The sequence below is a fragment of the Pseudonocardia sp. Ae505_Ps2 genome (assembly GCF_001932425.1).
Lineage (GTDB): Bacteria > Actinomycetota > Actinomycetes > Mycobacteriales > Pseudonocardiaceae > Pseudonocardia.
This window is the reverse complement of sequence record NZ_MCIP01000001.1, coordinates 3,230,991-3,248,872: the sequence shown is the minus strand read 5'-3', so window position 1 is coordinate 3,248,872 and position 17,882 is coordinate 3,230,991. Positions and strand designations below refer to the sequence as shown.

Genomic DNA, 17,882 nt, shown 5'->3' with positions numbered 1-17,882 from the left:
GGTGCTGTCAGGGGACGGGCGGCGCGATCGGTCAGCGGATGAAGTAGATCGTGGCGAACAGCCCGATCCACACCACGTCGACGAAGTGCCAGTAGTAGGACACCACGATCGCCGCGGTGGCCTGGGCGGGCGTGAACTTGCTGAGCTTCGTGCGGATGATCAGGTACACGAACGCGACGAGGCCACCGACCACGTGCAGCCCGTGGAAGCCGGTCGCCAGGTAGAAGACCGACCCGTAGGCGCTCGAGGAGATCGTCGTCTCGTGCGAGGTGACCAGGGTGTAGTACTCGAACGCCTGGCCGAGCACGAAGAACGTCCCCATCGCCAGCGTCAGGGCGTACCAGCGACGCAGCCCGAACACGTCGCCGCGCTCGGCCGCGAACACGCCGAACTGGCAGGTGAACGAGGACGCCACCAGGACGAGGGTGACCACCAGTGCGTAGGGGACGTCGAGCTCGGTGGGCGGCGGCGGCCAGGGGCCGTCGTTCTGCGCCCGCGCGGTGAAGTACATCGCGAACAGCCCGGCGAAGAACATCAGCTCGCTGGAGAGCCAGACGATGGTGCCGATGCTGACCAGGTTGGGGCGGTTCAGCGAATGGATCCGCGCGCTGATGTTGGGTGCCGCTGTCGTCACGTCGGGCATTATGACCCGAGCCGAACTTCTACGGCTTGTCGGGATACCCCTCACCGCATCACGATCGGCGAACGGACCCGATGATCGGGAACTCATCGCCTGGTCGGGACGACGGAGCGGCCGCCACGCGGCCCCGGCCCGGATCGCCGACACGACAACGTTCGGGGGTGTCGGGAGGTTCCCCTAGTATCGCCGGCGTGAGCGGACGAGCGGCAGAGATCGGCAGCGCGGCCGGGTCGGGGACGGGGACCAGCACGGTGCTGGTCTACAGCCACCGTCCCGAGGTCCGCGAGAGCATCATCGAGGCGGTCGGGCGGCGTCCCGCGCCGGACGTGGGCCGGGTGCGCTGGGTGGAGGCGGCCGGCATCGCCGAGGTCCTCGCGGCCTGCGACGCGGGTGAGGCCGACCTGCTGGTCCTCGACGGCGAGGCCCAGCCGACCGGCGGGATGGGCGTGGCCAAGCAGCTGCGTCACGAGATCGTCGACTGCCCGCCGATCGTGCTGACCGTCCGCCGCCGGGACGACCGCTGGCTCGCCACCTGGTCGGAGGCGGATGCCGTGCTGGTGCACCCGCTCGACCCGATCGAGGCGGCCGAGGTCGTCGCCCAGGTCCTGCGCGACCACCGACCCGGCACCCTGACCCAGCAGCAGTAGCGAGACAGAGGACACCTCACGTCGTGAGCGCACCCACCTGGCCCTCCGTGATCGGCCGCCTGATGCGCGGCGAGGACGTCACCGCCGACGAGGCGACCTGGGCGATGGGGCAGGTGTTCGCCGGGGAGGCGACCCCGGCGCAGCTCGCCGGGTTCCTCGTCGCGCTGCGCGCGAAGGGCGAGACGCCCGCGGAGATCTCGGGCATGGCCGACGCGATGCTCGCCCATGCGCTGCGGGTGCACGTGCCCGGCCGCTCGGTCGACGTCGTCGGCACCGGCGGGGACCAGGCGCACACGGTGAACATCTCCACGATGGCGGCGATCGTCGTCGCGGCGGCGGGTGCGCCGGTCGTCAAGCACGGCGGGCGCGCGGCGTCGTCGCAGTGCGGGACGGCCGACGTGCTCGAGGAGCTGGGGGTCGCGATCGAGCTGACCCCTGCCGCGGTCGAGCGGTGTGCCGCGGAGCTGGGGATCGCGTTCTGCTTCGCCCAGTCCTTCCACCCCGCCATGCGCTACGCCGGCGGTGTCCGTCGCGAGCTCGGGGTGCCGACCGCGATGAACCTGCTCGGGCCGCTGTCCAACCCGGCCCAACCCGAGACCGGTCTGATCGGCTGCGCCGACCCGCGGCACGCCGCGACGATGGCCGAGGTCTTCGCCCGGCGCGGCAAGTCGGTGCTGGTGGTGCGCGGCGACGACGGGCTCGACGAGCTGACCACCACCGGGCGCAGCACCGTCTGGATCAGCGACGGCGGCACCGTCCGCGAGGAGCGGCTCGACCCGGCCGACCTCGGGGTCGGCGTGGCCACCGCAGAGGACCTGCGCGGCGGCACCCGGCAGGTCAACGCCGCCGTGGTCCGCGACCTGGTGGCCGGCAAGAGCGGCCCGGTGCGCGACGCGGTGCTGCTCAACGCCGCGGGCGCGCTCGCCGCGCACCGCGGGATCGGCACCGACCTCACGGCCGCGATCGGGGACGCGCTCGACGCCGTCGCCGCGGCCGTGGACTCCGGCGCCGCGTCCGACCTGCTCACCCGCTGGGCGGCGCTGTCCACCGAGCTGGCCGCCTGAGCGGACCGGCACCACCGTCCACCGGACCGGCCGCCCGAGCGGACCGGCACCCTCCGCCGAGCCGGCCGCTCGCGCAGTCCGGTCGGTTCGGGCAGCGCCATCCCGCGGGCCGACCGCTCGCGCAGTCCGGTCAGTTGGGGCGGGGCGCGGGCTCAGTCGAGGCCGATGGCGAAGGCCGCGTCGGTGTCGGCCTTGGAGTAGGACCGGAACGCTATGTGCGTGTCGGTCCCGACGACGCCGTCGATCCGGCTGAGCCGGCTGGCGATCACGTCGGCGAGCTGCTCGTGCTCGCGCACCTTGACGATCGCGATCAGGTCCACGTCGCCGGCACAGGAGTAGACCTCCGACACGCCGTCGAGGTCCGCGATGGCCTGAGCGGTCTCGGGGATCCGGTCGGCGGCGGTGTGCACCAGGACGATCGCGGTGATCACGGTGGGGCTCCCCCTCGGGTCAGGGCGTGGCGGACACCGGTCAGGCTAGTGGGGGCATCCCCTGTGGCGCAGGCCGCATCCGGTTGCTACTGTCACCGTCATGCGCACCGTCGAGCACACCCTTGCTCCGGCCGCAGCGCTGCCCGCACTCATTCCCGCGGTAGTAGCACTGCGCGTCGGCTGATCCAGGCCGCCGACGCGCCCGCGCCGCAATCCCGGCGCTTCCCTCCCGCACACCGCGGTGAGGATCTTCGAGACCTGGCTCGCGTTCCCGCTTCTCTCTCGCGCAACGCACGGAGCCACACGATCATGAGCATCACCGCCGACCGCCCCACCACCACCTTCTCCTTCCCCACCGGTTCCGGTGGCGCCGCGGACATCGCGTCCCGGATGCCCCGCCGGCACACCGTCGTCACCGGCGACGGGATGGCCGGGGTCATGCAGATCGCCTCGGCGCTGCAGAGCTGCGGCCGCACGCTGCGCGAGTTCTGCGTCGACGTCCGTGAGGGCGTCGCCTACAGCTCGGTCACCTGCACCCTGTCGATGACGCCCGACGAAGCCGACGACTTCACCCGCGGCATGGGCGCCATGCCCTGCGTCCTGGCCGTCGACCCGTACTGAGCCGTACTGAGCTGGACCGGCCGCCACCGAGGCGACGGGCCCGCGGCCGCTACGGGCGTGAGCTGCGGCTGCGGGCCGCGTCGAGCATCTCGGCCCGGTCCGCGATCTTGACCCGTTCGGTGCCGCCGCGCCGCTCCCCCAGGGCGATCTCGGCGGCGTCGAGACGCAGCCAGTCCTCCCACAGGACGGGGTCGACGCCGTAGGAGCGCATCCGCTCGACGACGGCGTCGCCACCCGGCCGCGGCGGCGTCGCCAGGTCCGGCAGGTCGGCCAGCACCGACTCCGCGGTCTGTGCGCCGTCGCCCTTGTTGGTGCCGATCACCCCGGTCGGGCCCCGCTTGATCCACCCGGCCACGTAGCTGCCGCGCACGGGCTCCCCGCCGAGCAGCACCCGTCCGGCCTCGTTCGGGACGGTGCCGGTCACCGGGTCGAACGGCAGCCCCTCGATGGGCTCGCCCGCATAGCCGATGGCCCGCACGACCAGGCCCGCCTCCAGGGTCTCGACCTCACCCGTGCCGTGCACCCGGCCGTCGGCGTCGACGGCGTTGCGTTCGACCACGACGGCGCCGACCCGGCCGGTGCCGTCGTCGACGAGCCGGACCGGCGACCGCAGGAACCGCAGGTGGATGCGCCGACGCGCACCGGTCACGGACCGGGCGGCCCATTCGGTGAGCATCTCGATGTTCTGGCGCATCCGCCGTTCCTCCGGCTCGGCGACGCCCGCGGCGAGCAGGCCGTCGTCGTGCACCACGACGTCGACGTCGTCGAGACCCCCGAGACCGCGCAGCTCGGCAGGGGTGAACTTCACGTGCAGCGGGTCGCGCCGGACCAGCACGTGCACGTCGGTGACCGCGCTCGCCCGCAGTGCGTCGAGCACCGCGTCGTGCGCGTCGGTGGCGGCGAGGTCCTCGGCGGGGCGGGCAAGGACCCGCGCCACGTCGACGGCGACGTTCCCGGCGCCGACCACGACCGCGCCGGGGCGGTCGAGCAGCGGGCCGGGGCCCACCGCGTCGGGGTGCCCGCAGTACCAGGACACGAACGCCCCGGACCCGACCGAGCCCGCGAGATCCTCCCCCGGGACGCCGAGGTCGCGGTCGACCGCGCTGCCGGGGGCGTGCACGACGGCGTGGTAGTGCTCCCGCAGCGCCTCCCCCGGGATGCCGCCGGGACCGACGTGCACGTTGCCGAGGAACCGGACGCGGTCGCTGTCGTCGAAGGTCCGCACCAGCGCCCGGATGACCGACTTCATCTTCACGTGGTCGGGGGCGACGCCGTAGCGGACCAGACCGTAGGGCGCGGGCAGCCGGTCGATCACGTCGACGTGCACCGCCGGGTCCCCCGCCAGCAGCGCCTCGGCCGTGTACAGGCCGGACGGTCCGGACCCGATGACGGCGATCCGGTGGGGTCGTGGGCTGAGGACCTGCGGGGTCGACACGTGCGCACCTCCGAGCCGGGGACGGTGACGACGCTAACAGCGATGACCCGTCCGGGCGATCACCGACGCAGCGCGGTGCCGACGGCGCGCACCGCGGTCCGCCCGTCGGGCAGCAGCAGCTCCGTGCTCAGGGTGCGGAAGCGCCGGCCGTCGCGGATCGCGACGGTGCGGGCCCGCAGCCGGTCGGTGACCTGCACCGGCCGCAGGAACTCCACCGTCGTCGACAGCGGCCGGGCGTCGCCGGCACCGGGGTGCGCGGACTGGGCCGCGGCGGCGAGCCCGGACAGGACCGCGCCGTGGGTGGTGCCGTTGAGGTTGGTCGTCGAGGGGCCGGGGGGTGAACACGACGTCGCCGTCGCCGTCGCGCTCGAGGTTCTCCGGCCGCAGCCGGGTGGCGTCGAACGGCGGCAGGGCGGCCCGGAGGTCGGTGCCGGGAGCGGTGGCGTCGGGATCAGTGTTGTCGGGAGCGGTGGGGTTGTCGGGAGCGGTGGGGCCCGGGGCGGGAGCGGTCGCGAGCCCGCCGGGGCCCGCGGGGACACCGGTCAGCGCGAAGGTCGCGACGACGTGCGCCACGGCGACCCCGGTGTCGTCGTGCATCTCGGCCCGGCCGACACCGACGGCGCCGTCGAGGTGCAGCAGGGTCAGCTCGGCGCGCAGCCACCGCGCGTCCGGCGCGGGGATCCCGGCCAGGTCCAGGCGCAGGTCGACGGTGGGGGCGCCGGCGGCGAGGCGCGCGGTGGAGAACACGAGGTAGCCCAGGCCCGCGTCCGCGAGGAGCGCCGGGACCACCGGGAGGACCCGGCCGTCGGCGGTGCGGACGCCGTCGTGCAGCGGGGCGCGCACCACCGCGCGCTCCCGCGTCGACGACGGGTCGGGGACCATCCCGAGACCGGACTCGACCGGCGCGCGCCGCAGCCGCTCCCGGGAGCCCGGTCCGGGCCTGGTCTGCTGCGGTTGCGTCGTACCGGTCATGATCCCATCGTGCGTCACCCCGGGGGTGCTCCCGGCTCCGGGTCCCGGTACCCGGCGGTGAGCAGTGTCGCCGCGTCGTCGACGGCGCGCCGCTCGCGGTGAGGACGCGCACCCGGCGATCGTGCCGGTCAGCCCGCCGTACGGGCGTACCGGCTCACCGGGCGGGCGAGCCCGAACCGGTCCCGCAGGGTGCCGTCGTAGGGGGCGGGCGCCCAGGTGTCACCGAGCGCGGGGAGCAGGCCGTCGACGATCTCGTCGACCCCGGACGGCAACGCGAGCGGGACCAGGACGAACCCGTCCGCGGCACGCTCCTCGGCGGCGTCGCGCAGGAGGGCGGCGAGCTCGGCCGGGTCGCCGACGTGGCGCAGCGTGGCCGGGCCGGCGTCGGCGCCGGCCGGGGCGAGGGCGTCGAGCTCACGCAGCCGGGCAGGGGCGTCGTCGCCCAGCAGGATCTCGACGTCGAGCAGCACGGTGACCTGCTCGGGGTCGCGCCCGGCGCCGGCGACGGCGGCCCGGACCTGGTCGCGGGCCTCGGCGGCACCGGCGACCGTGTCGGCCGCGACCCGGACGACATCGGCGTAGCGGCCGACGGTCGCCAGCGCGGCGGGCTCGTCGCCGCGCAGCACGGTCAGCGGCTGCCCCTGCGGCGGCCGCGGTGTGATCGACGGCCCGGTCACCGAGAAGAACTCGCCGGTGAAGTCGATGTGGTGGAGCCGGTCGCGGTCGACGAAGCGCCCGGTGGCGGCGTCGCGGATCTCGGCGTCGTCCTCCCAGGAGTCCCACAGCCGCGCGGCGACCTCGATCACCTCACCGGCCTCCCGCCACAGCGAGGCCGCGTCGCGGTCGGCGCGCGCACGGCCGAACAGGTCGGCCTCGGCCTGGGTGCGCGACACCTCGGGCTGCCACCCGGCCCGCCCGGTGGACACGAAGTCCAGGGTGGCCACGGCCTTGGACAGGTGGAACGGCTCGGTGTGGGTGACCGTCACCGTCGGGACGACCCCGATGCCGGGGACGGCGGGCGCGACCCGCGCGGCGACGGCGACGGCGTCGAGGGTGCCGGGCAGCGCGGCCGGGTCGGCGCCGGGCGGCTGCAGCGAGTCGGGCAGCGCGACGAGGTCGAGGCCGCCGCGCGCCGCGGTGCGCACCAGGTCCAGCTGGTACGGGGCGGTGAACAGCCGGGCCGGGTCGGCGCCGCCGAGCCGCCACGCGCCGGGGTGCCGCCCCGCCGCTCCGAGTTCGACCGCCAGGTGCAGACGTCCGCTCACCGTGCCTCCGTCGCTCGTGTTCAGCTCCTGACCGAGCCAACCCGTCGCGGACGCGGTCTGTTCCCGGCTACCCGGCGGCGCGCAGGTCCGCCTCGATCGCGGCGGCGCAGGCGCGCAGCTCGGGCAGGATGTCCGCGCGCAGGCCGTCGGCGTCGTTGCGGGAGGCGTGGGTGGAGACGTTCGCGGCCGCGACGACCCGCCCCGCGCGGTCGTGGACCGGCACCGCGACCGAGCGCAGCCCGGCCTCCAGCTCCTGGTCGACGACGCAGTGCCCGTCCACGCGGACCCGGTCCAGCTCGGTGCGCAGCTGCTCCGGGGTCGAGACGGTGTGCGCGGTCAGCGCCGCGGGCTCCAGCGCGGCGAGGTGGGTGTCGAGGTCGGCGGGTGGGAGGGCGGCGAGCAGGACCCGGCCCATCGACGTCGCCCAGGCGGGGAAGCGGGTCCCGATCGTGATCGTGACGGTCATGATCCGCGAGGTGGGGACGCGGGCGACGTAGACGACGTCGTAGCCGGTGTGCGGGTCGCCGTCGAGCACCGACACCGACGCGGACTCGCGCACCGCGGCGACCAGCCGTTCCAGGTGCGGGGCGGCGATCTCGGGCAGCCCCATCGCGGACAGGTAGGACCAGCCGAGCTCCAGCACCCGCGGGGTCAGCGCGAACAGCCTGCCGTCGGTGCGGACGTAGCCCTCCTCGGCGAGGGTGAGCAGGAACCGGCGCGCCGCGGCGCGGGTGAGCCCGGTGGCGCGGGCGACGTCGGCGAGGGTCTGCTGCGGGCGCTGCGCGTCGAAGGACCGGATGACGGCCAGACCGCGGGCCAGCGAGCGGACCTGCTCGGTGCGCGGGGCGCTCATCCGGGCCGCCCGGCGAGGACGGTGTCGACCAGGTCGGCGGCGTGCCCGGTGCCCGAGCCCTGGGCGCCCGCGGCGAGGGCGAGGTTGCGGGCCATCGCCCCGGGGTGCACCTGCAGTCCCTCCAGGCTCACCCGCAGCCGGGCCGCGGCACCCGCGGTGACCCGCAGCAGCGCGACGAGCGTCTCCCACTCCGCGTGCCAGGCCCCGGCGGCGCGCTGGAACTCCTGCTCGGCGCCCGCGAGCAGCGTCGCGACCAGGCCGGGGGCGCGCTTCGCGGCGCCACGGGCGGTGACGGCGGCGGCCGGGTTGCGCTTGTGCGGCATCGACGACGAGTCCCCCGGCGCGGACTCCGACACCTCGCCGAGCTCGGTGGCGGACAGCAGCACCACGTCGCCCGCGGGCTTCGCACAGGCCCCGGCGGCGACGCCGAGTGCCCCGGCGAGCTCGCCGACGCGGCTGCGTTCGGTGTGCCACGGCACGCCCTGCGGGGCGAGCCCGAGCCGCGCGGCCAGTGCGTCGGCGACGGCCGGGCCGTGCGGGTGGACGGCCGCGAGGGTGCCCGCGGCGCCGCCGTAGGAGACCGGCAGGGCGTCGAGCACCCGGTCGAGACCGGTGCGCGCCCGGTCCAGCCCGGTGCACCAGGTCGCGGCGACCAGGCCGAAGGTGGTGGGCAACGCCTGCTGGCCGAGGGTGCGGGCCGCGCACGGGGTGCCGCGGTGGGCGGCGGCGAGCGCGGCCGCGGCGTCGGCGCAGGCCGTGAGGTCGGTGACGATGCGGTGCCCGGCCCGGCGGGTGAGCAGCATCAGCGCGGTGTCCATGACGTCCTGGCTGGTCGCGCCCGGGTGCACCGCCCGCTCGGCGCCGGGCTGGATCCGCGCCGCGGCCGCCTTGAGCCGTTTGACCAGCGGGATGACCGGGTTGCCGCCCTCGACCGACTCGGCGGCCAGCGTGTGCGGGTCGAGGCCCGCGACGGCGGCGACGGCGCGTTCCACCGCGTCGGCGTCGTGCTCGGCGACCGCGCCCTGCTCGGCGGCGACGGCCGACAGCGCCAGCTCGACCTCCAGCAGGGCGGCGATCCACGCGCCGTCGTCGAGCAGGCCGTCGACCCGGTCGGTACCGGACAGGGGCCCGAGCAACGTGTTCGCCATGCGTACGAGCGTACGGCTTGCGACCGCCGGGGAGGAGGACGCCCGCGTCGCCCGGCAGGCAGAATGGCCCGACGTGTTGACCCACATCCTGCTCGACCTCGACGGCACCCTCGTCGACTCCGCCCCCGGCATCCTCGGCTCGATGCGCCGCGCCATCGACGAGGTGGGCCTGGACGTCCCCGAGTCCGCGCTCGGCACCCACCTGCTCGGCCCGCCGCTGTACCGCAGCCTGCCCCCGATCCTCGGCGAGGAGGGCACCGCCGCGGTGCTGCCGGTGTACCGGCGGATCTACGGCGACGAGGACGGCTGCCTGGACTGCACTCCGTACCCCGGCGTCGAGGAGCTGCTGCGCGCGCTGTCCGCGGCCGGCGTGACGATGGCCCTGGCCACCAGCAAGGCCGAGCCGCCGGCCCGGCGGATCATCGCCCACCACGGCTGGACCGACCTGTTCACCGAGATCGTCGGCGACACGCGCACCGCGGACCGGCCGACCAAGGGCGCCGTGGTCGCCGAGGCCCTGCGCCGGCTCGGGCACCCGTCCGGTGCCGACGAGCCGTTGATGGTCGGCGACCGGCTGCACGACGTCGAGGGCGCCGCCGAGCACGGCCTGCGCTGCGTCGGCGCGGGCTGGGGCTACGCCGAGCCCGGTGAGCTGGTCGCGGCGGGCGCGGACACCGTCTACGACTCCGCGGACGAGCTCCGGGTCGCCCTGCTGAGCCGAACGGGTGGTCCGACAGGGCGGGACGGCGCATCCGCGGCGACCCTCCCCCGGCAGTCCCTCAGCTGAGACCCGGCCGGGCAGCCCCCTCCGTCCGACCCGTGCCGGGGACGCGGACGGGCCGATATACACCGGACATGACGGTCGTCGCGCTGTACCGGTACCCGGTCAAGTCCATGCTCGGTGAGTCCCTGACCCGGGCCACCGTCAGCGGGCGGGGGTTGCTGGGCGACCGCGCCTATGCGGTGCTCGACACCGAGACCGGGAGCATCGCCAGCGCCAAGGTGCCCAGGCGCTGGCTCGGACTGCTCGGCTTCGCGGCCCGGTTCGTCGCCGAGCCGGTGCCCGGGGAGCCGCTGCCGCCGGTCGAGATCACCTTCCCGGACGGCTCGGTCCTGCGCAGCGACGACGAGGGCCTGGACACCGCGCTGTCGGCCGCGCTCGGGCGGGACGTGTCGCTGGTCTCGGTCCCGCCGGAGGGCAGCCACTTCGAGGAGCTGTGGCCCGACATCGAGGGCCTCACCCCGCAGCAGCTCGCCCCGCGCGCGCTCATCGACGCCACGACGACCCGGCACGAGGACTCCGGCGAGGCCATCAGCCGGTTCGACATCTCCGCGTTCGGGGCGCCGGGCACGTTCTTCGACCTGTCGTCGCTGCACGTGCTCACCGAGTCCACCCTCGACCGGCTCCGCGAGCTCGCGCCGGAGGCGACCTTCGACGCGCTGCGCTACCGGCCGAACATCGTGCTCCGCGCCGACTCATCCCCCGACGGCGGCCACGGCTTCGTCGAGAACGACTGGCCGGGCAGCACGTCGACGATCGGCGAGGAGGTCCGGGTCTCCTTCTCCTTCGCCACCATGCGGTGCGTCATGACGACGCTCCCCCAGGGCGACCTGCCCGACGACCCGGACACCCTGCGCACGATCGCGAAGCACAACCGCATCGAGATCCCGCAGATCGGCGGGGTCTGGGCGTGCGCGGGCGTGTACGCCGAGGTCGCCGCGGGCGGGGAGATCGCCGTCGGCGACCCGCACACCGCCCCCGCCCCGGCCTGACCCGCGCCGCGCCCGCCCGACCGACGGTGCGCCGCGACGGCGGCGGTCGTCGAGATGCAGCTCAGCGGGGTACGGGGCACCCTCGGGCCCCGCTGAGCTGCATCTCGGCGCGTGGACGCCACTCCGGCAGTGTTCGCAGAGCGAACACTTGTGCGTCTGTCGTACGCCGCGTACCGTCGTCGGCGACGGAGGTGAGTGATGGACAAGGTGGTGGCATCCGCCGCGGAGGCGGTCGCCGACATCGGCGACGGGGCGTCGCTCGCGGTCGGCGGGTTCGGCATGTCCGGGGTTCCGACGGTGCTGATCGCGGCGCTGCTGGAACAGGGCGCGACGGACCTGGAGACGATCTCGAACAACCTGGGCGTCGACGGCTTCGGCCTGGGCACCCTGCTCGCCGCCGGGCGCATCCGGCGCACGATCGGCTCCTACGTCGGCAACAACAAGGAGTTCGCCCGCCAGTACCTCGCCGGCGAGCTGGAGCTGGAGCTGACCCCGCAGGGCACCCTCGCCGAGCGACTGCGGGCCGGCGGCGCGGGCATCCCGGCGTTCTACACCCCGGCCGGGGTCGGCACGCTGGTCGCCGAGGGCGGGCTGCCCTGGCGCTACGCGGCCGACGGCTCGGTCGCCGTCGAGTCCCCGGCGAAGGAGACCCGCGAGTTCGACGGCGTGACCTACGTCCTCGAGCGTGCCCTCACCCCGGACTTCGCGCTGGTCCACGCCTGGAAGGGCGACCGGCACGGCAACCTGGTGTTCCGGCGCGCGGCGCGCAACTTCAACCCGGACTGCGCCGCGGCCGGGCGGACGACGATCGCCCAGGTCGAGCACCTGGTCGAGCCCGGGGAGATCGACCCCGACGAGGTCCACACCCCCGGCATCCACGTGCACCGCGTGCTGCACGTCCCCGACGTCGAGAAGCCGGTCGAGTTCAGGACGGTGCGTTGACCATGGCCCTCAACCGTGACGAGATGGCCGCCCGGGTCGCGGCGGAGCTGCCCGACGGCGCGTACGTCAACCTCGGCATCGGCATGCCGACCCTGGTCCCCGGGCACATCCCCGAGGGCCGGACGGTCGTGCTGCACTCGGAGAACGGGATCCTCGGCGTCGGCCCCTACCCCACCGACGACGAGGTCGACCCCGACCTCATCAACGCCGGCAAGGAGACCGTCACCGTCGCCGCCGGTGCCGCCTTCTTCGGCTCCGCCGAGAGCTTCGGCCAGATCCGGGCCGGGAAGCTCGACGTGGCCGTCCTGGGCGGGATGGAGGTCGCCGCGAACGGCGATCTCGCGAACTGGGCGATCCCCGGCAAGATGATCAAGGGGATGGGCGGCGCGATGGACCTCGTCCACGGCGCGCGCTCGGTGATCGTGATGATGGACCACGTCTCCAAGGACGGGTCCCCCAAGATCGTGGAGCGGTGCTCGCTGCCGATCACCGGCCTCGGCTGCGTCACGAAGATCGTCACCGACCTGGCCGTGATCGACGTGACGCCGGACGGGCTCGCACTGGTCGAGACCGCGCCCGGCGTCACCGCCGACGAGGTCCGGGAGAAGACCGGCGCTCCGCTGCGCTGACCCCGACCCGCTGCACCGACGGCCGCCCCGCCGGGTCCACGCCGGCCCCGCCGGGCGCGCCCCCTCGGTCGCGTCCGGCGGCGGCGCGGCCCTCAGGCGGGCGCGCCCGGCGTGACCGGCAGCCGGGACAGGCCCCGGACCAGCGTCGACTCGCGGTAGACGAGCTCCGAGGGGTCGACGGCCAGCGCCAGGTCCGGTCGCTGCGCGATGAGCTTGCCGATCGCCACCCGCCCCTCGGTGCGGGCCAGCTGCGCGCCCAGGCAGAAGTGGATGCCGTGCCCGAAGAACACCCCGGACGAGGAGTCCCGGGTGATGTCGAGGCGATCCGGGTCCGCCAGCCACTCCGGGTCCCGGTTCGCCGCGGCGAGCCCCAGCATCACGGTCGATCCGGCGGGGATGGTCACCCCGGAGTACTCGACGTCCTCGCTGGCGAAGCGCATCGGGGCGTTGGAGACCGGGGACTCGAAGCGCAGGAACTCCTCCACCGCCGAGTTGATCAGCGACGGGTCGGCCTTCAGCCGGGCGTGCTGCTCGGGGTGGGTCAGCAGGGCGAGCACGCCGTTGCCGATCAGGTTGACCGTGGTCTCGTGCCCGGCGATGAGCAACAGGGTCGCCATCGCGACGAGCTCCTCGGAGGACAGCCGGTCGCCGTCGGCGTCGCTGACGGCGAGCAGGCCGGAGAGCAGGGCGTCGTCGGGCTCGGTGCGCTTGCGCTCGATCAGCTCGGCGAGGTAGCCGTTCAGGCTGCCCATCGCGGCGAACTTCTCCTCCTGCGGGGAGTCGTCGACCAGCACCGACGACCACGCGGAGAACTTGTCGCGGTCCTCGGCGGGCACGCCCAGCAGCTCGCAGATGACCAGCACCGGGACGAGGAACGCGTACTGGCGCATGAGGTCGACGGGGCCCTCGGCAGGCAGCGCGTCGAGCAGCTCCTGGGTGATCTCCTCGACCCTGGGCTGCAGGTCGTTCATCCGCCGCACGGTGAACGAGCGGCCGACGAGCTTGCGCAGCCGGGTGTGGTCCGGCGGGTCCATCAGGATCATCATCGGGATCGGCGCGGCCGGCTGGCCCTCGCGCTGGTCGGCGGGCAGCGTGTACCGCCAGTCCTTGCTCAGCCGCGGGTCGACGAACGCGGCGCGGACGTCGGCGTACCGGCTGATCAGCCACACCTTCCCGTCCGGAAGTGCGAGCTCCCGCACCCGCTCCTCGGTGCGCAGGGCCGCGTAGGCGGGGTGCGGGTCGGTCCAGAAGTCGCCCGAGAACAGGTCGTGCGTCTCGGTGCCGGTGGTGGTCAGCGCCATGGGTCCATCGTGCCAGCCGGTGGTAAGCGAGCGCTTACGTCAATCGTGTGACGGAGCACGCAGCCGGGTCGAGATCGATGTCGGCCGGCGACGGCCGGCCGAGGACGACCGACGCGGCCAGCGCGGCCAGCGCCGGCGCGGACTCGATGCCCGACCCGCCCTGCCCAGCGACGAAGAAGAAGCCGGGGTGCTCCGGGCGCGCACCCAGCACGGGGGCACGGTCGGGGGCGAAGGTCCGCAGCCCCGCCCACGCGGTCCGGACAGACCGCAGCCCCAGCGTGGTCGCCGCGCCCACCCGGTCCAGGGCGAGGGCGACGTCGAGCTCGTCGGGACGGGCGTCGCCCGGCTCGGCCTGGGTCTCGTCGGCCGGGGAGACGAGCACCGTGTCCGCCTCGGCCTTGAGGTACCAGCGCTCGGCGGCGTCGACGACCATCGGCAGGACGGCGCCGTCGACGGTGAGCACCGACGGGTCGGCGACCGGGCACGCCGCGATCGTGCGCCGGTAGGGGGTCAGTCCGGCACCGGGCACGCCGGCGAGTGCCGCCACCGCGTCGGCCCAGGCGCCGGCCGCGTCGACGACCGTCTCCGCCCGCACCCGGTGCCCGGCGGCCGTCGTGGCGGTCCAGCCGGAGCCGTCCCGCTCCAGCGCGGCCACCCGGGCCCCGCGCAGCACGGTGCCGCCGCGGGCGCGCAGCCCGCGCCGGTAGCCGTCGTGCAGGGCGGCGGTGTCGACGTCGCAGGCACCGGCGGTCCACGCGGCCGCACGCGGGGCCCGGCGCAGCACCGGCACGCGTCGCCAGGCCTGCTCGGGGTCCAGCGCGACCGGGGCGCCGGGCTCGCCGTGCTGCTCGCGCACCGTCGTGGCGAGGTGGTCGGCGGCCAGGTCGTCGTCGGCGACGTGCAGGACCGGGCGCGGGCTCAGCAGCGGTGGCGTGCCGAGCAGCGCGGGCAGCGCGGCGAACCGCGGGCCCGAGGCGTCGATCAGCGCGCGGAACGGGCCGGAGCCGTGCCCGGGGATGTAGGTCGCCGCGGAGCGGGCGGTGGAGTGGACCGGCAGGTCGTCCTCCGCCTCGGTCAGCACGACCCGGGCGTGCGCGGCCAGCTCCCACGCGACCGACACCCCCGCGATGCCGCCGCCGATCACCAGCACGTCCGCCGTCACCGTGCCCGCCGTCCCTGCCGTACCCGTGCCCGCCGTACCCATGCCCGCGACGATAGGGCGGCGGCGCCGGGGAAAACCGGTGGCACCGGTCGGGGTCGTCGTCGTAGCGTCGCCGCCATGCTGATCCGGTTCCTCTGAGCGACCCGCGCGGTCGATCTCCGCGCCCTCCGTCGCCGGCCCGTGACGTCCTCACCGGGCCCCGGAACCGTCGCCGCCCTCACGCGGCCCCTCCGGCGTCCCCGCGCGTCACCGGCCCCTCTCACCCGGTCCGAGTCCGACCCGATGTTCCGAGGAGGTCGTATGCCCACGACCCGCCACACCACCGCCCACAGCACCGCCCACAGCACCGCCCACAGGGCAGCCCACAGCACAGCCCGACCGACCGACGCGTCCGCGGTTCCCGGTTCCCTGACCGGCGCGACCGGGCCCGGCACGGCCGGCGGGGCGGCACCCGGCGGGGCCACCGCCACCGCACCCGCCAACCGCGCCGAGCGCCGTGCGGCCAAGCGCGGCCGGTCCGGCGCGCCGGGCGGCCCGGCGGCACCGCGCACGGCGGGGCCGGCCCCGCAGGCCCGCCCGGCCCACGTCCGCACGGACTTCGCCGCCCGCCGCAGCGGCTGACCGCACGGGGAGCACGGACCGGGCACCGGAGACGCCGACGGGCGACCCTTCGTGTGCCCGGTCCGTGATCACTCCCGGCGGCGCGCCCCGACCGGGGTGCGACGTGGGAGGCTGGACGCCGTGACCGTCACCGTCTGGTGGGCCGCCCCGGCCGATCCCGGCGCCCGCGCCGACCTCGTCGCGCTGCTGGACGCCCACGAACGCGAACGGCTCGTCGCGCTGCGACGGCCCGAGGACCGCGCCCGCTACCTCGCCGCGCACGCGCTGGCCCGGCTCGTGCTCGCCGAGCGGCTCGACGCCGACCCCGCCGAGCTCGTCCTCGACCGGACCTGCCGCTGCGGGGAGCCGCACGGCAAGCCCCGCCTGGCCGGGCGCGGCGACGACCCCGGCTTCTCCCTCACCCACTCCGGCGCGCTGGTCGGTGTCGCGGTCGGGACCGGGCCGGTCGGCGTCGACGTCGAGGCGCACCGCCCCCTGTCCGGCCTCGACGGCCTGGCCCGGCACGCCCTGTCCCCCGCCGAGCTCGCCGCCGGGACGCCCGACGGGACCGGCTTCCTGGTCACCTGGACCCGGAAGGAGGCGCTGCTCAAGGCCACCGGGGAGGGCCTGTCGAGCCCGATGGACGCGATCACCCTGTCCCCGCCGCACGGCCCGGCCCGGGTGCTGGACTGGACCGGCACCGCCGGGAGCTGGTGGGTCACCGACGTCCCCACCGGCCTCGACGACCACCCGGGCGCCGTCGCCGGGGCGGGACCGGTGGCCCCGGCCGTCACCGTCGCCGACGGCGACGCGATCCTGTCGGTGCGCCGGGGCACGATGCACGGGTGATGATGGAGTGACCGCGGCGGCCGACCGCTGGGTGCTGCACCTCGACATGGACGCGTTCTTCGCCTCCGTCGAGCAGCTCACCCGGCCCACCCTGGCCGACCGTCCGGTCCTCGTCGGCGGCGCGGGACCTCGCGGCGTCGTCGCGGGGGCGAGCTACCAGGCCCGGGTGTTCGGGGCACGCTCGGCGATGCCGATGGGCCAGGCGCGGCGGCGCTGCCCGCACGCGACGGTCCTGCCGCCCCGGTTCTCCCTGTACAAGGCGCTGTCCGAGGAGGTCATGGCCGTCCTCGGCGAGTTCTCCCCCGTGCTGGAGCCGGTGTCGGTGGACGAGGCGTTCGTGGAGCCGCCCGACCTCGTGGGCGCCTCCCCCGACCAGGTGCGGGAGTGGGGCACCCGGCTGCGCGGCGCGGTGCGCGACCGCACCGGGCTGCCCGCCTCGGTGGGCGCCGGGTCGGGCAAGCAGATCGCGAAGATCGCCTCCGAGCTGGCCAAGCCGGACGGGCTGCGGGTGATCGCCCACGCCGAGCAGGCGGCCGTGCTCGACCCGCTGCCGGTGCGGTCACTGTGGGGCATCGGGCCGGTCTCCGGCGAGGCGCTGCGGAAGATCGGGATCGAGACGATCGGGCAGCTCGCCGCGATGGACGCCCGCGAGGTCGCCGGGGTGCTGGGTAGTGCGATCGGGTCCGAGCTGCACCGTCTCGCCCGCGGCATCGACGACCGTCCGGTCGCCCCGCGCGGCGCGGCCAAGCAGATCAGCGCGGAGACGACCTTCGACGCCGACCTGACCGCGATGAGCGCGGTGCACACCGCGGTGGAGTCGATCTGCGTCGCCGTGCACCGACGGCTGGTCGCCGACGGTCGGACCGCCCGCACCGTCACCGTGAAGGCGCGGACCGGGGACTTCACCACCCACACCCGGTCGGAGACGACCCCGTTCGGCACCCGGGACCTGGCGACCCTGGTCGCGGTGGCGCGCCGGCTGGCCGAGGGCGCGGTCGGCGAGGGCGGGGTGCGGCTGCTGGGCGTGTCGGTGTCCGGCTTCGGCGACGAGCCGCCGCTGGCCCTGTTCGACGCGGTGCCCTCGGAGAACGGGTGGACGACGGCCTCGGCCCTGGACCCCCCGCCCGCGGCCGCCGCCCGGGCCGGCGCGGCGGGGGTGGCCGTGCTCGACGCACCACCGGACACCGACGCACCTCCGGACACCGACGCGAGGACGGGGACGGGCGCGGCCGCGGGGGCCGACAGTCCTGCGGGGACCGGCGGTACCGCGGGGGCCGACGCGACCACGGGTGCCGGCGACGTGCCCGGCCCCGTCCGCCCGGGCCGCCCCGACCGCGAACCCGACCCGGACCGGCCCTGGCGCGCCGGCGACGACGTCGCCCACCCCGAGCACGGCCACGGCTGGGTCCAGGGCGCCGGGCACGGGCGGGTCACCGTGCGCTTCGAGACCGCCTACACCGGGCCCGGCCGCACCCGCACGCTCGACGCCGCCGACCCCGACCTCACCCGGGCCGACCCGCTGGGCAGCTGGCGGGCCTGAGCGCGCCGCC

General features: G+C 75.6%; 19 protein-coding genes. 10 read left to right on the top strand and 9 right to left on the bottom strand.

Translation table 11 applies throughout. The annotated features are described in order from the left end of the window. Positions 1-31 precede the first annotated feature (31 nt). Positions 32-643, bottom strand: coding sequence for a heme-copper oxidase subunit III (locus tag Ae505Ps2_RS15555; RefSeq protein WP_020625132.1), 612 nt, complete (start codon positions 641-643; stop codon positions 32-34). Positions 644-831: 188 nt separating this feature from the next. Between Ae505Ps2_RS15555 and Ae505Ps2_RS15550 the strand changes: the two genes are divergently transcribed. Both Ae505Ps2_RS15550 and trpD read left to right on the top strand, forming a co-directional pair. Continuing rightward, a complete protein-coding gene (locus tag Ae505Ps2_RS15550) occupies positions 832-1,287 on the top strand; it encodes a hypothetical protein (protein WP_226352936.1) in 456 nt (151 codons plus the stop codon). A 23-nt stretch (positions 1,288-1,310) separates the two neighbouring features. Further along, positions 1,311-2,351: an anthranilate phosphoribosyltransferase gene (trpD, locus tag Ae505Ps2_RS15545; protein ID WP_020625130.1), complete on the top strand. Its 1,041-nt coding sequence runs from the start codon at positions 1,311-1,313 to the stop codon at positions 2,349-2,351. Between the two features lie 152 nt (positions 2,352-2,503). Here the strand turns inward: trpD and Ae505Ps2_RS15540 are convergent, their stop codons facing one another. Next, a complete protein-coding gene (locus tag Ae505Ps2_RS15540; protein WP_060711495.1) occupies positions 2,504-2,782 on the bottom strand; it encodes an Lrp/AsnC ligand binding domain-containing protein in 279 nt (92 codons plus the stop codon). Positions 2,783-3,091: 309 nt separating this feature from the next. Between Ae505Ps2_RS15540 and Ae505Ps2_RS15535 the strand changes: the two genes are divergently transcribed. Further along, positions 3,092-3,403 (top strand): hypothetical protein, encoded by a 312-nt coding sequence (locus Ae505Ps2_RS15535; protein WP_020625128.1) that lies wholly within the window; start codon positions 3,092-3,094, stop codon positions 3,401-3,403. A gap of 49 nt (positions 3,404-3,452) precedes the next feature. Here the strand turns inward: Ae505Ps2_RS15535 and Ae505Ps2_RS15530 are convergent, their stop codons facing one another. From Ae505Ps2_RS15530 to Ae505Ps2_RS15505, 5 genes are all read right to left on the bottom strand, one after another. Then, the gene (locus Ae505Ps2_RS15530; protein ID WP_075553736.1) at positions 3,453-4,838 is read right to left on the bottom strand and encodes an FAD-dependent oxidoreductase; all 1,386 of its coding nucleotides are present in this window, start codon (positions 4,836-4,838) and stop codon (positions 3,453-3,455) included. Positions 4,839-4,871: 33 nt separating this feature from the next. Beyond that, entirely contained in the window at positions 4,872-5,810 is a 939-nt protein-coding gene (locus Ae505Ps2_RS33450; RefSeq protein ID WP_249265280.1) for a PaaI family thioesterase, read from the bottom strand. 128 nt (positions 5,811-5,938) lie between these two features. After that, the gene (locus tag Ae505Ps2_RS15515; protein ID WP_075553733.1) at positions 5,939-7,075 is read right to left on the bottom strand and encodes an LLM class flavin-dependent oxidoreductase; all 1,137 of its coding nucleotides are present in this window, start codon (positions 7,073-7,075) and stop codon (positions 5,939-5,941) included. Positions 7,076-7,142: 67 nt separating this feature from the next. Next, entirely contained in the window at positions 7,143-7,928 is a 786-nt protein-coding gene (locus Ae505Ps2_RS15510) for an IclR family transcriptional regulator C-terminal domain-containing protein (protein ID WP_075307272.1), read from the bottom strand. Beyond that, positions 7,925-9,076: a lyase family protein gene (locus tag Ae505Ps2_RS15505; protein WP_075307274.1), complete on the bottom strand. Its 1,152-nt coding sequence runs from the start codon at positions 9,074-9,076 to the stop codon at positions 7,925-7,927. The genes Ae505Ps2_RS15510 and Ae505Ps2_RS15505 overlap by 4 nt, the downstream gene beginning before the upstream one ends. On the opposite strand from Ae505Ps2_RS15505, the gene Ae505Ps2_RS15500 reads away from it, so the two are divergent. The 4 genes from Ae505Ps2_RS15500 (at position 9,075) to Ae505Ps2_RS15485 (ending at position 12,420) form a co-directional block, all read left to right on the top strand. Further along, positions 9,075-9,863, top strand: a complete 789-nt coding sequence (locus Ae505Ps2_RS15500) for an HAD hydrolase-like protein (protein ID WP_249265279.1) — start codon at positions 9,075-9,077, stop codon at positions 9,861-9,863. The two genes, Ae505Ps2_RS15505 and Ae505Ps2_RS15500, sit on opposite strands and share 2 nt — an antisense overlap. A gap of 68 nt (positions 9,864-9,931) precedes the next feature. After that, positions 9,932-10,849, top strand: coding sequence for an MOSC N-terminal beta barrel domain-containing protein (locus Ae505Ps2_RS15495; RefSeq protein ID WP_075307276.1), 918 nt, complete (start codon positions 9,932-9,934; stop codon positions 10,847-10,849). A gap of 198 nt (positions 10,850-11,047) precedes the next feature. Further along, positions 11,048-11,791, top strand: a complete 744-nt coding sequence (locus Ae505Ps2_RS15490; protein WP_020626880.1) for a CoA transferase subunit A — start codon at positions 11,048-11,050, stop codon at positions 11,789-11,791. A gap of 2 nt (positions 11,792-11,793) precedes the next feature. Then, complete coding sequence (locus tag Ae505Ps2_RS15485; RefSeq protein ID WP_020626879.1) at positions 11,794-12,420, top strand: 3-oxoacid CoA-transferase subunit B; 627 nt, start codon at positions 11,794-11,796, stop codon at positions 12,418-12,420. Between the two features lie 92 nt (positions 12,421-12,512). Here Ae505Ps2_RS15485 and Ae505Ps2_RS15480 read toward each other — a convergent pair whose 3' ends face one another. Both Ae505Ps2_RS15480 and Ae505Ps2_RS15475 read right to left on the bottom strand, forming a co-directional pair. Then, complete coding sequence (locus tag Ae505Ps2_RS15480) at positions 12,513-13,721, bottom strand: cytochrome P450 (RefSeq protein WP_075307280.1); 1,209 nt, start codon at positions 13,719-13,721, stop codon at positions 12,513-12,515. Positions 13,722-13,755: 34 nt separating this feature from the next. Next, positions 13,756-14,925 carry an FAD-dependent oxidoreductase gene (locus tag Ae505Ps2_RS15475; protein ID WP_075307282.1) on the bottom strand — a complete coding sequence of 390 codons (1,170 nt, stop codon included), beginning with the start codon at positions 14,923-14,925 and terminating at the stop codon, positions 13,756-13,758. A gap of 258 nt (positions 14,926-15,183) precedes the next feature. On the opposite strand from Ae505Ps2_RS15475, the gene Ae505Ps2_RS15470 reads away from it, so the two are divergent. The 3 genes from Ae505Ps2_RS15470 (at position 15,184) to Ae505Ps2_RS15460 (ending at position 17,872) form a co-directional block, all read left to right on the top strand. Further along, the gene (locus Ae505Ps2_RS15470; protein WP_075333599.1) at positions 15,184-15,504 is read left to right on the top strand and encodes a hypothetical protein; all 321 of its coding nucleotides are present in this window, start codon (positions 15,184-15,186) and stop codon (positions 15,502-15,504) included. A gap of 120 nt (positions 15,505-15,624) precedes the next feature. Then, the gene (locus Ae505Ps2_RS15465; protein WP_233147597.1) at positions 15,625-16,332 is read left to right on the top strand and encodes a 4'-phosphopantetheinyl transferase superfamily protein; all 708 of its coding nucleotides are present in this window, start codon (positions 15,625-15,627) and stop codon (positions 16,330-16,332) included. 7 nt (positions 16,333-16,339) lie between these two features. Beyond that, positions 16,340-17,872: a DNA polymerase IV gene (locus tag Ae505Ps2_RS15460; protein WP_075553732.1), complete on the top strand. Its 1,533-nt coding sequence runs from the start codon at positions 16,340-16,342 to the stop codon at positions 17,870-17,872. The last annotated feature ends 10 nt before the right edge of the window (positions 17,873-17,882 follow it).

What these genes read in the sequence shown, in the direction of transcription:
- Ae505Ps2_RS15555 (WP_020625132.1), bottom strand. Translation starts at nt 643, where the DNA reads ATGCCCGACGTGACGACAGCGGCACCCAACATCAGCGCGCGGATCCAT.
- Ae505Ps2_RS15505 (WP_075307274.1), bottom strand. Translation starts at nt 9,076, where the DNA reads ATGGCGAACACGTTGCTCGGGCCCCTGTCCGGTACCGACCGGGTCGAC.
- Ae505Ps2_RS15495 (WP_075307276.1), top strand. Translation starts at nt 9,932, where the DNA reads ATGACGGTCGTCGCGCTGTACCGGTACCCGGTCAAGTCCATGCTCGGT.
- Ae505Ps2_RS15480 (WP_075307280.1), bottom strand. Translation starts at nt 13,721, where the DNA reads ATGGCGCTGACCACCACCGGCACCGAGACGCACGACCTGTTCTCGGGC.
- Ae505Ps2_RS15490 (WP_020626880.1), top strand. Translation starts at nt 11,048, where the DNA reads ATGGACAAGGTGGTGGCATCCGCCGCGGAGGCGGTCGCCGACATCGGC.
- Ae505Ps2_RS15535 (WP_020625128.1), top strand. Translation starts at nt 3,092, where the DNA reads ATGAGCATCACCGCCGACCGCCCCACCACCACCTTCTCCTTCCCCACC.
- Ae505Ps2_RS15510 (WP_075307272.1), bottom strand. Translation starts at nt 7,928, where the DNA reads ATGAGCGCCCCGCGCACCGAGCAGGTCCGCTCGCTGGCCCGCGGTCTG.
- Ae505Ps2_RS15500 (WP_249265279.1), top strand. Translation starts at nt 9,075, where the DNA reads ATGCGTACGAGCGTACGGCTTGCGACCGCCGGGGAGGAGGACGCCCGC.
- Ae505Ps2_RS15475 (WP_075307282.1), bottom strand. Translation starts at nt 14,925, where the DNA reads ATGGGTACGGCGGGCACGGGTACGGCAGGGACGGCGGGCACGGTGACG.
- Ae505Ps2_RS15485 (WP_020626879.1), top strand. Translation starts at nt 11,794, where the DNA reads ATGGCCCTCAACCGTGACGAGATGGCCGCCCGGGTCGCGGCGGAGCTG.
- Ae505Ps2_RS33450 (WP_249265280.1), bottom strand. Translation starts at nt 5,810, where the DNA reads ATGACCGGTACGACGCAACCGCAGCAGACCAGGCCCGGACCGGGCTCC.
- Ae505Ps2_RS15470 (WP_075333599.1), top strand. Translation starts at nt 15,184, where the DNA reads ATGCCCACGACCCGCCACACCACCGCCCACAGCACCGCCCACAGCACC.